Source organism: Halobacteriovorax sp. BALOs_7 (assembly GCF_003612895.1).
Classification (GTDB): Bacteria; Bdellovibrionota; Bacteriovoracia; order Bacteriovoracales; family Bacteriovoracaceae; genus Halobacteriovorax_A; species Halobacteriovorax_A vibrionivorans.
In genome coordinates, this window is sequence record NZ_CP027772.1 from 1,606,812 (window position 1) to 1,618,905 (window position 12,094).

At 38.0% G+C, this 12,094-nt stretch carries 9 protein-coding genes; 5 read left to right on the forward strand and 4 right to left on the reverse strand.

The features are described 5' to 3' along the window. Positions 1-6: 6 nt before the first annotated feature. Genes dapA through BALOs_RS07815 form a run of 3 tightly spaced genes read left to right on the forward strand, consistent with a single transcriptional unit; the run spans position 7 to position 2,889 of the window. Positions 7-912, forward strand: a complete 906-nt coding sequence (dapA, locus tag BALOs_RS07805) for a 4-hydroxy-tetrahydrodipicolinate synthase (protein ID WP_120404817.1) — start codon at positions 7-9, stop codon at positions 910-912. Between the two features lie 2 nt (positions 913-914). After that, the gene (locus BALOs_RS07810) at positions 915-1,670 is read left to right on the forward strand and encodes a 2,3,4,5-tetrahydropyridine-2,6-dicarboxylate N-succinyltransferase (protein ID WP_120404818.1); all 756 of its coding nucleotides are present in this window, start codon (positions 915-917) and stop codon (positions 1,668-1,670) included. A 10-nt stretch (positions 1,671-1,680) separates the two neighbouring features. After that, on the forward strand, positions 1,681-2,889 hold the full coding sequence (locus tag BALOs_RS07815) for a PLP-dependent decarboxylase (protein ID WP_120404819.1): 1,209 nt from the start codon (positions 1,681-1,683) through the stop codon (positions 2,887-2,889). A gap of 4 nt (positions 2,890-2,893) precedes the next feature. Here the strand turns inward: BALOs_RS07815 and BALOs_RS07820 are convergent, their stop codons facing one another. Together BALOs_RS07820 and BALOs_RS07825 are read right to left on the reverse strand one after the other, a co-directional pair. Next, positions 2,894-6,385 (reverse strand): hypothetical protein, encoded by a 3,492-nt coding sequence (locus BALOs_RS07820; RefSeq protein ID WP_120404820.1) that lies wholly within the window; start codon positions 6,383-6,385, stop codon positions 2,894-2,896. Further along, on the reverse strand, positions 6,382-6,957 hold the full coding sequence (locus BALOs_RS07825; protein ID WP_120404821.1) for a hypothetical protein: 576 nt from the start codon (positions 6,955-6,957) through the stop codon (positions 6,382-6,384). The genes BALOs_RS07820 and BALOs_RS07825 overlap by 4 nt, the downstream gene beginning before the upstream one ends. Before the next feature lie 183 nt (positions 6,958-7,140). Between BALOs_RS07825 and BALOs_RS07830 the strand changes: the two genes are divergently transcribed. Next, positions 7,141-8,244 (forward strand): succinylglutamate desuccinylase/aspartoacylase family protein, encoded by a 1,104-nt coding sequence (locus tag BALOs_RS07830; protein WP_162929611.1) that lies wholly within the window; start codon positions 7,141-7,143, stop codon positions 8,242-8,244. Here the strand turns inward: BALOs_RS07830 and BALOs_RS07835 are convergent. Continuing rightward, positions 8,234-9,535, reverse strand: coding sequence for a M14 family metallopeptidase (locus BALOs_RS07835; RefSeq protein WP_120404823.1), 1,302 nt, complete (start codon positions 9,533-9,535; stop codon positions 8,234-8,236). The genes BALOs_RS07830 and BALOs_RS07835 overlap by 11 nt on opposite strands. Positions 9,536-9,600: 65 nt before the next feature. Continuing rightward, positions 9,601-10,491: a protease HtpX gene (htpX, locus tag BALOs_RS07840; RefSeq protein ID WP_120404824.1), complete on the reverse strand. Its 891-nt coding sequence runs from the start codon at positions 10,489-10,491 to the stop codon at positions 9,601-9,603. Positions 10,492-10,696: 205 nt separating this feature from the next. On the opposite strand from htpX, the gene BALOs_RS07845 reads away from it, so the two are divergent. After that, positions 10,697-12,037: a cyclic nucleotide-binding domain-containing protein gene (locus tag BALOs_RS07845; RefSeq protein WP_115362740.1), complete on the forward strand. Its 1,341-nt coding sequence runs from the start codon at positions 10,697-10,699 to the stop codon at positions 12,035-12,037. The last annotated feature ends 57 nt before the right edge of the window (positions 12,038-12,094 follow it).

A 12,094-nucleotide genomic window follows, 5' to 3' on the forward strand; every position in this document is an offset into this window, starting at 1 on the left:
GATTAAATGAATAATATAAATGAGAAAGATCTTGAATTTTTAAACTCAACTCCCCTATGGACGGCCGTAATTACGCCTTTACATGAAGATCAAACAGTTGATTTGGACTCATTAGAGCGTATTTTAAGAGCTCAAGAAGAAGCCGGAAATGGGATACTAATCCTAGGTTCAACGGGAGAGGCCCTTAATCTAAATTTAGAAGAAAGAAAGAATATCCTAAGTTTCACAATCGATCTAGACCTTAAGGTTCCACTTATGTGTGGTGTTGGTGGTATCAATCTAAACGAGACATGTGAATGGGTCTCTTATCTTGATGGCCTTGATATCGATGCTTACCTTCTTGTTACACCTTTATATGCAAAGCCTGGTGATGAGGGACAATACCACTGGTTTAAAACACTAATGGATGTCTCAAATAAGCCGGTTATGCTCTATAATGTTCCATCTCGTGCAGGTATCGGACTGTCTCTGGAGGCAGTTAAAAGACTTAATGGGCACCGTGCATTTTGGGCAATAAAAGAGGCCAGTGGCTCAGTTGAGATGTTTGCCAAATATGTTGAGGCCGCAAATGGTGGACGAGTCTATAGTGGTGACGATGCAATGCTGCCGGCCTTTACGCCTTTAGGTGCAAAGGGATTAGTTTCTGTAGCAGCAAACCCATGGCCAGCTGAGACTAATAAATATGTAAGAGACTGCCTAAATGGTGAATTAAATGAAAGCGATGCTCAAATGTGGATTGAAGCAAGTAACACGATGTTTGTTTGTTCAAATCCTGTGCCGGCAAAGTGGCTCATGAAAGAGCAGGGACAAATTGAGACGGCCGTTCTTAGGCCACCACTATCACTAAAAGATATGACAAAAGAATCAATCGTAAAATCAGCAAATGATAAAATTAAGAATTGGAGAAAATAAAAATGACAGTTGATGAAATACTACTAGGCCTAGAAAGTGGAACACTTAGATCAGCACAAAAAGTTGATGGTAAGTGGCAAGCAAATACAGAAGTTAAGCAAATGATTCTTGAGGTCTTTAAGGCCGGAAAGAATGTTGAACAATCAAAATTTGGTTATGAAGGATTTGTTGATAAACACAATATTCCAGCTCAAAAATTTGATACTGATCGCGGTGTAAGAATCGTTCCAGGTGGCTCAAGTGTTCGCCGAGGAGCTTATGTTTCAAAAGGCGTTATTATCATGCCTCCTGCATACATCAATATTGGAGCTTATGTTGACGAAGGTACAATGGTTGATTCACACGCTCTCGTTGGCTCATGTGCTCAAATTGGAAAGAACGTCCATTTAAGTGCTGGAGTACAAATTGGTGGCGTACTAGAGCCTATTGGACTAGCTCCGGTTATTATTGAAGACGATGCTTTTATTGGAGCAGGTGCTGTTATCGTTGAAGGTATTCAAGTTTTAAAACGCGCTGTAATCGCACCAGGTGTTATCCTTTCAAAAGGTGTACCTATTTATGACTGTGTAAATGAGAGAAGACTTGAACCAGGTGAGCCTATTCCAGAAGGTGCAGTTGTTGTACCGGGAACAAGACCGGTAAACGATAAACTTTCCTGGGCAAAGGATCAGGGCCTTTCAATGAATTGTGCCATGATTATCAAATACCGTGATGAGAAATCAGATGCATCACTAGAACTCGAATCATTTTTAAGATAGATAAATTATAATGTTAGATAAAAATATCACAAAAGAATTAAAGAAGTTAACGAAGAGAATCGACTCTTCGTTTTACTTCTATGACTTAGACAAACTTGAAGATCACTTACGATACATCGTAGAGAACAAAGATGAGAGCATTAAACTTTACTATGCATGTAAAGCAAATCCCCTATCATCTATCTTAAAGCTCATTAGAAATTTAGGAATTGGAATTGATGTGGCATCTAAGGGTGAATTAACTCAAGTTGTTGCAAGTGGAGTTAAATCTAGTGATATTATCTCAACAGGCCCAAGCAAATCTCGCGGCTATATAAGAACTCTCTTAGAACATGAAATCAATTGCGTTGTGGTTGAAAGTATCTATCAATTAAAATGGTTAAATGAACAGGCCAGTGAGATGGGAATAAAGGCACGCGCTCTATTAAGAGTTCAACTAGAGTGGGATAGCAAGGAAAAATCTGTTCTTGGTGGCGATGACATCACCGCATTTGGCCTAGATGAAAAAGGATGGAAATCAGTAGATCTAAGCGAGTATGAAAATGTGGAAGTGATTGGCTACCACGTCTTTCAATGGGGAAATATTTTAAGTGCATCAAAGCTTGAAGAAATTTGGGATCACACATGTGCTCGAATTAATAAACTAGCTCAAGATATGGGTGTAAGACCTCAAGTTATTGATCTCGGCGGAGGACTTGGTATCCCTTACCAAAACGAAAGTGAGAGAATTGATTTCAAGGATATCAATGCAGCTCTAGTGCGCCTTAAGAAAAAGCATAATCTTGAAAAGATCTGGATGGAGCTTGGCCGCTACGCCGTTGGTGAGTGTGGACTATACCTAAGCCAAGTTATTGATCGCAAAAACGTTAGAGGACAAGAAATTCTCGTACTTGATGGTGGAATAAATCATATTGCAAGGGCCGCACTCACAAATCAGGCCTTTCCCTGCGAAGTTCTTGAAGAATGTGAATCTAAGCAGAATCAAGAATTTCATGTACATGGGCCATTGTGTACATCTCTAGATAAGCTTGGCGTATTTGATCTTCCAAAAGATTGCGATTACGGAAATTGGTTAGTGTTCACCCAATGCGGAGCATACGGTTTTACTGAAAGTATGCCATTTTTCCTATGCCATAACCTGCCTGCAGAAGTCGTTAAGTACAAAGGTGATATCATGATCCCACGTACAATTAAAACTAGTGCAGATTGGATTGAGTAAATCCTTAAAGTGTATTTAAAACAGGGGCCCCTGGAATATTTCCTTGTGGTGGAGCAAATTGTCTTAAAGGTGCTGGATTAAGTCTTAGCTGGAATGGTTTCCCACTCGCATCAGTTTCCGTTTCACACTCATCTCCATCACATTTATAGATAGGAATTCTCGCTTCTCCACTGATCTTTAGATCTGGAAAGTTTGATGAAGCTGTCGTTGCAAGTTTGTAATCACCATCAGTTTTACATTCAACGCTTACTGTAAAATTAAATCTTTCTTTAGCCACTTCCATTTCTTCGCCATTTTCAACAGCACCAAGAGTTGTTGTTTTAGCGTCAACTTCCTCACCATCATCATCAACTGATGCTGGAATATTCTTTTGAAGTCGACAGGCCGTAACAGGTTCAACATGTGTTACTTTTATAATATTATCGCTATATTCAATTTTAATATTGAATTCAACATCATCATCTGAATTATTATCAGGGTTTTCATCAACATTTGTTGGCCCTACTGGTTCAGGCTGAGGATCTACGACTGAAACGTTATCATTATCAGATGTTGTTGTATTCACACTGATAGCAGGTGCGGCCACAACTGTTGCCCTAATATTATCTTCAGGCCCTCTAGTTCTAGTAGTTGAAGCTTGAGGAGTGTTTCGATTTCTTGAAAGGCCAATACTTCCATTAGTAGCGCTATTATCTGATTGCCTTAGTGCATCTGTACCATCTTCAAACATATCAAGTTGTCGTGGCGGGTTATTCGTATTTGTGGAAGCAGAAGTTGCATTATCACTCTGCTTAACAGCATCATCTACATTATCGAATAATCCAATTTGTTCAGTAGGAGATGGCCGAGGGTTTGTATTGCGAACACTATCTGTAGCAGCAACAGTTGCGCTTCTTCTATCGTTATCCATTATTTCTTCAATAGCGGCCCTTCTTGATTGAGATTTACCACTTGGTCCACGAGCAATTTCATCGGCCGTTAAAGAAGATTGTGATCTATTTCTAATAACATCTAATGCACTATCATATGCTTGTGGAGAAATGCGGTTGCCGGCCGCTCCATTAAATCTTACGCTAGGATTAATTAAGTCTGCTCTAAAAAGAGCTCCGGCCGCTTCATAATCGCTTAGGCGAACACCATTTTGAATCTTGTTATCAACACGAGCATAAAATGCATTAAGCTCTCGTTGTGTCATATTATCAATATCACTTAAAACAGAATCCAATCTTGCTCGATCTTGAACAGGCCTTGCCATTGTCGGCTGTGTTTCATCTAATCGTTCGATAATACTCTTATCTGGTTTATTAAATTGGTACGCCCTTTGTATTCTTGCATTATCTTTGGCCGCTCCAGGTGTACTTTGATGACGGACAATTGAACTGTCAATATCATCGCCAAACTTAAGAACAATATCACCGTTTAAGTTTGGACTTAAACCTTTTTCTTCTAATAATTTATAATGCTCAGGATGTGATGACTTACTAATCATAATACCTGATCCATCAGCAGTATAACGGACATCCTTAACGGCCATCATATCCATTGGAAAATCATCAGTGAAATGAAAGTCAATATTTGGATTAACAACATCATCACGTGATACCATTGTTCTAAAGTCGTCGACACCATTGAAGTTCTCACTTATTGGCCTAGAGCTAGATGTATTAGATGTGTTAGATGATTGTCTTGAGAGACGATTATCAGCTTCCATTGTAACGTTACCATGCTCATCAAATAAAGAGCCTTGCTCTGGTGCTTTTGTTTGTACACCACCATTATCAGCTTGTGCAGTAACCTTACCATTCTCATCAAAAAGACGACCTTGTTCTGGTTCTTTTGCTTGTACTCCACCATTATCGGCCTGTGCTGTTGCCTTACCATTCTCATCAAATAACTCCCCCTGCTTAGGAGAATCATCTGCATTTCGTGAAGCGCTTGCAGTGTTATCAGTTGCATCACTTGCTTTTGAGGCTTGAGAAGAAACGCTAGAGGCACCATCAAAGTAATTAGCTCCTCGTCTTAGTGCATCTGAAGAAGTGGCCAGTGCAGTTGAAGCTCGTCTTTTTGTCGCAAAATCAAGAGTTTTACCAAGGTAGCCATTAAAGGCCGTTGGAATATTATCAAGTTGATTTGCCACACCTCTCATTGTCATAGCAGTAAGTTTATCAGCGGCCCAACCATATGCTTGAACAGCTTGTGCTACTTTTTTACCACCATACATCGCAGTTTTACCTGTTAATTTAGCGGCCATAGAGAAAGCTTTTACCAATTTATTTTTTTGTAGATTAACTACGCGCGGGCCTATTTTAACAGCGAATCCCTTACCTGTTTGAACGATTTTGGCCCCGGCAACACCAGCAATCTTAATCGCCTTACCCATTGGAGAAAATAAACGTGACTTTGATACGGCCCTTGCTCCGACCATAATACCTTTACCCGCAACTTTTGCAGCATTGATCGTACCAGCAGTTAATAAACCAATTAGGACTTCGCCACCTACAACGCCGACAATACCACATGCCATATTCAATTTTTGGCCACAAGTTGCACATTCAAAACTTGTCACTGGTTCGACGCAAGTATCTTCACCATTTGCATCTTTTTCAAATTTTGCACATGCAAAATTATCATAAATACTTTCAGTAATATAATTTCCAATACCAGTCATTAAATTGGCAAAACCATCTTTTAATGTATTCACTGGATCATCTAAAAGTTTATCAACAAATGATTCTTCAGCAGAAGAAAGTAAGTGGAGCTTGTCTGAAGCTGCATCTTCAGCTTCCTCAGACCCACTAAAGAAATTTCCTATTTTATTGCCAATCCAACTGAAACCACCAGCAGCGACATCCCAAAAGAATTCCGCTGTACCTATTAAGTTTTTAACAAGGCCATTCCATGCAGTAGAAAGGCAGTTTGTATCAGTAGACTTTGGACATTCCATTCCAAGCTTTTCAGTTATAACGTCGCCAAGACCAAATGAAACAGTACTTGCAGCGTTACAAATTAGATCGTTTACACATTCTGAAGTTGGTTGTGACTTACCCTTACACTCATAAATCTCTTCTAAAACTAGATCCATATCTCTTGCAAGAGTTAGCTGATCCATCACGTTCCAGTCTTGAGTAGCACAAGCATAAAACTCTTCTGCCTCTAAACCTTGAGCGCCATCTTTAATTGATGCGACTTCAAGTGCTAGAAAATCAGGACAATTTATCGCTTTTTCATCGTCACCTAATTTACGCTCAGATGAACTCTCAATACTTTCAACAATACTAGATGGTAATGCAACAGCATCAGAGCGCCAACGGCCAGATGCATCTGTACAGAGCGACTTAGCGGAAGCTAAGTATAATTGGGTGATTTCAACAACGACTTCATCTGGCACTGAGTTTTCAGCTTGTAGTGATAATTGCGCAAATGAATATGAATTAACAATTAAAGCAAGTTGTAATAATAAACTAGTGAATATTGTTTTAACTGAGTTTCTAATCAAGACTCTCCTCCACGTCTACACGATAGACTTTGAAGGACACTATTAATTATTTGACGATCTGATTTTTCATCAGTCATATTCATTAAATACTTTATGTGGAATACTTCTCCACTACAATTGGCATAAATACTCTTTTCTTCAAAATGTTTTTTAGAAACAATGTATTGATGACCGACAGAAAATGAGCTTATTTTAGGTATAGAATTCTCACGAAATTTTAAAAACTTTACGCTTTCACCTTCATATTTCTCAACCCAACTCAGTCTTCCTTTCTTATAATCGTCAACTTGAGATTTAATCATCTGGCGATCAAGACTTTTGCTTTTAATTTTAGTTGGTGTAAATGAAATGATACTTCGATGGCCACTTGCATGCTTCTTTGACATTAGAACATATGGGAAGCCTAAGATATTTTCTTCAAAACGCCAGTCCTTAGGAACATCTCCTGTAATGACGGCCTTCTTTGTTTTATTTTTAACAACGAAATTACTTGCAAACGCACTACTTGCCGTTAAATACACAACAGTACAAAAAACAAGATGAATGACGCTTTTAAGGCAAGGCTTTCTCATAGTAGTTTTATCGGTAATTTCTTCTTAATACTTAATAAATATTACTGAAGATATTAATATTATTAGTATGTTATAATAGTACTAAATTTTAGGAAATCCCCTCTTCTGTATTCAATAACTTATACTAACTAGGGTGTGAAAACAGCGGCTTAAATAATTGGCTATGAGTAAAAAGGAAAGATGATGTTAACGAAAAGATCTCAAATTATTGATGAAACCAATCAAGGGCAATACGCACTCAATATCTATGAATTAACACCAGAAAAAATTAATGAAAATGCACCGATAGTCTATATACAAGCAAATGTTCACGGCGCAGAACTTCAAGGGAATATGGCCATATTAAAACTTTTAAATCTCTTAGAAGACAAAAAGATTAATAGTAAGATCACCCTAATTCCAAATGCTAATCCTTATGCAACTTCTGTAAAAATGGGAACCTACACTTATGGACGATTCAACCCTATTACCGGTGATAATTGGAATCGCATGTATCTGGACTTCTTCTCACAGTCACAAGGGCAAGGCCTTATAAGTGATGATGAAATCAAGGAGTGCAAATCAAAACAAGATTTTAAAATTCTTATAAAAAATAAAGTTAATGAGTATCGTCGCTATCACCAAGAGTATGGAATAAATGAGAATAAGAATCTCTTTATCACTCTCCAGGAACTTGCCAGTGATGCCGACATTGTCCTAGATCTTCACACGGCCGGTGTTGGATGTCGTTATGTCTATGGCCCAGATTACTTGAAAGAACAAATGAAAGAATTAAACTTTCCATTTAACCTAGTTATTCCTCCAGAATTTGGCGGGGCCATGGATGAGGCAACTTTTTATCCATGGGTAAAATTTCATGAAATTCATAAGAGTGAAAATACATTTGAATCCTACACTCTCGAATTAGGAAGTGAAGAGATCATCGATTCTAAAGCAGGCAAGGCCGATGCGATCAATATATTTAACTACCTAGTTAAAAAAGGTGTCATCGAAGATAAAGAAATAGAATGTCCAAAAAATGAAGCAACATTTTGCTTACTTAAAGACTACAAATCATTCTTTGCACCAAAGTCAGGTTTTGTGGAATACCATAAGTCACCTGGTGAATTCTTTAAAAAAGGTGAAAAGATTATGAGTCTATACCACTTTGATAAGATGGAGAGGCCAGAAGAGGTCATAACCCCTATTTTGGCCCCAGTTGATGGGATCGTCATAAATCATGCCCCAAGTTCAAATGTGAAAAGGGGCATGAATATATTAGAGGCCTTTACAAATTTTACTTCTTAAAGCTAAGCTTAAAGTCTGAAGCCTTACTACCTTCTGGCAGAACAATAAAGTAGCTTCCGTCAGGATTAATACGATACTCTGTTGAGAAATCTTCATTTTCAACTTTTATCGTTGTTGCATTCTTATTAATTCCTCTAACCATTGGGCCATCAAGACGATCTAGGAGAAGCTGCCAACCCAGACGATTATGGGCAACTGTTGGATCTCTTTTATCATAAGAAGGTTGAAAGCCATCAGAGCGTGGACTAACCTCAATAACATAAGGGATGACTTGCTCTTCTTCATACATCCAATCAATATCTGATCCATCTACTGAATACAGAGTTTCCCAAGCAGTCCCTGGAGTATAATTTAAAACACGTCCAAGCTCCTTTCCAATTCCCTCTACAACCTCACGATTAAGAGTTCTTTGGCCACGGCAACCATATGGGTAAATAACAAGTTCTGAATAGGCGTGATAAGAAATATTAAATACTGGTTTTATCTGTGAGACAAAATTCATAAGAACATTAGTTTCAGGCTCACTTGCGGCCTCACTTCCGCGATATGTTTGTGAGAATTTCCATCCACTTGAACCACGACAAGCATTCCAATTAGTTGGATAGTTTCGGTTGATATCTACACCGTAGCCACCTCTCGCATTCTTGCGCCACATATTCTCACCTTCCCATACTTTGATATTTCCATCAATATTCACAATAGGAAGAACATAAATCTCATTCGAATCTACCCAATGAGTAATCTTTTGATCTTTATTATACTTCGTTAAAAGCTCTTTAATAATGTCTGTCGTTACTTCTGCTGTCATAATCTCACGTGAGTGGTGCATACCATTAAATAAAACAGAAGGCTCACTAACCTCATCTTCATCTACATTATCTGAGATCTTCATTGCATAAATCGAGCGTCCTTCTAGAGTCTCTCCAATCTTGATTTTCTTTGCAATTGCAGGGTATTTTTCAGCATACTCAGTCATAAGCGCTTCAACTTCTACAGAGTTTAAATAGCGCTCATCAATAGAGCTTGTAAGAAGCTCATTTCGAGATTCGTTGATTTTGAAATTATATTTTTTAAATTCAATGAATTCATCTTTAGTTAGGGCCACATCAATTAGCTCATTTTTAATATCCACACCAAGAACATCAAAACCATTTTCTTGCAGGCCCTTAAGAGTTTTAGCGTAATTTGATTTAGCGTTGATGGTAAGTACTTTTGATGCTTTCGTAGAACTGCTATGGGCATAGCTAGTCAGTTGAGACAGCATCCATGCTGCCAAGATTAACTTCTTCATTATAACTCCTCATGTGTTAATTATATAATTATCCGCCATGAGGAGATTTTGCACAAATAGTGTTATTAAATGTTAGAACGGCTTTGAAGAGCGTGTATTCTCTTTTCTAATGTAGGGTGAGAACTAAAAATCTCGGCCATTGTTGTGCCACTAGAGATTTTAAAAGCACTCATATTAGGATTGCTATTATCAACCATTTTAGTACTTTGTTGCAGCTTTCTAAGAGCAGCAATCATTTTCTCACGTCCAGCAAGGCGCGCACTTCCTGCATCGGCCCTATATTCGCGAAAGCGTGAAAACCACATTGTTATTGGCATTGCCAGTAGTCCAAAGACAATATCTAAAACAACGACGAGCATTGTTTGAGCAAAGTATCCAAGACCAGGTCCTTCATCGTCTTCAGAACGCATAGCATTTGAGATTGCCATGGCAGCTAAACGAGATAAAATCATGACAAAGGCGTTTACCACACCTTGAACAAGTGCCATTGTTACCATGTCACCATTGGCAATATGGGCAATTTCATGTCCAATTACACCCTCTGCTTCATCACGACTCATGGTATGAATAAGTCCAGCAGAGACTGCTACCATGGAATTATTTCGACTTGGCCCTGTTGCAAAGGCATTAACTTCATTTGAGTTGTAAATATAGACTTCTGGCTTCTTAATTCCACTTAATTTAGCGTAATTTGATACAGATTGAGCAACCCATCCGTAATTAGGATCGTTTTCACTAATTTCAGTCATTGGATACATTCTTTTTGCCATAAATTTTGACATGGCCAAAGAAATAAATGATCCAGCAAATCCCCATACAGAACAGAAGATGATAAGCATTTCAAAGCTATATCCACCTTGATTCATATGCATTGGAATCCCTAATAGACTAAGGATGATTCCAACTGTTGCGACAACTAAGATATTAGTGAGAATAAAGAGTCCGACTCTTAACATTGTATTTTACTCCATTAAAAAATAATAATATCGACATAATTATGCCTGAAAGCTCTATACGGTCAATAACAACCGTATTGCTTGACAAAAAATTTACAAAAATTCTCCTGGCCCAATAAAAAATACTAAAGAATTAAGGGATTTAGCCGAAGTTAATTAATGAAGTTATAAAACTTCTCAATATTGAGTCAATAAGTCGGGTTAAATGTTTAATAACAAGGTCCTCACAAAGAATGAGATTATCTGGAACGCAATCATATTTGTTGCTGTAATCTTTACTGCTATTGAGGCACCTTTTTCGTTCATTTTTCAAACCAAGATTCAAAAGTGGCAATTAGTAAGTGATCTTATTATTTCAGGACTTTTTGTAGGTGATCTGATTTTTCGTTTTCAAAAGAAACGTGAACAAAATATGAAGTTCACATCTAAAGGCCATCGCTTAAAGTGGATGACACTTATGAGCGTCGATTTAATTGCCTCGATTCCTTATGATATCTTAAGTTACGCACTAGGCTTTCACGCTTTTACTTACTTTAGATTATTTCGCTTAGTACGAGTTGTAAGATTATTTGAAATAGTCTCACATCTTGCCTTTGTGCCTAAGGCCATTAAATTTACGGCCATTTTAACTGTCTTCTCTGTTGCAGTTCACTGGATTAGCTTATGCTGGATTATGATTGCTCCAATAGATCAGGCGCAAGTCATTGACCGAACTTCACATTATATTACGGCCATGTATTGGACGGTAACTACTCTTACAACAATTGGTTATGGAGATATTACTCCTACGACAAATCAAGGTCGCCTCTTTACGATGGTGATCATGATCTTAGGAGTTGGTGTTTATGGTTTTGTCATTGGTACTGTAACAAAAATGGTTCAAGATGGTGAGCGCTACAAGCAACAAAACCGTGAGAAGATGCATGATCTAGCAAGTTTTATGAAGCATTATAATGTTCCAGAGAGACTTCAACAAAATGTTTTCAGTTACTACAATCACCTTGTAACAAAGAGACTTACAGAAAACGATAATAAAATTATTAATGAATTACCTCAGGCCCTTCAAAGTGAGCTTTCAGTTTACATGAATATGAAGTTAATTCGAAATCTGCCATTCTTTAAGAATTTAACTTCAAGCTGCCTTAAAGAGGTTGCTGGTGCCCTTGAGCAAAAATACTACGGACCTGGGCAAACTATTATCAATATCGGTGAGACAGGAAGTGAGATGTATATCATTGGCCATGGTAGTGTTGAAGTAATTCTAAGCGATGGAAACGTTGTAGCAACTCTTCACGAAGGTCAAATCTTTGGTGAAAGTGCTCTCCTACACGACACTAAGAGAAATGCTAATGTTCGCGCTCTTGGATATTGTGAATTATACCGACTCGACAAAGAACAATTTGATGAAATCACAACACGTCATGATGAATTAATTGATCGAATCTCATCTCTAACCTCTCGTCGCTCAGGTGATCGCTCAGAGCGTCATTCTTCAAGCGTGAAACGCATTCAGCAAAAGCTTAAAGAACAAGAAGAAGCTGCGTAATAAAGATAATCTATTGCCTCATTAGAATGAATTACCTTCCTTTAAACATGTTCATTT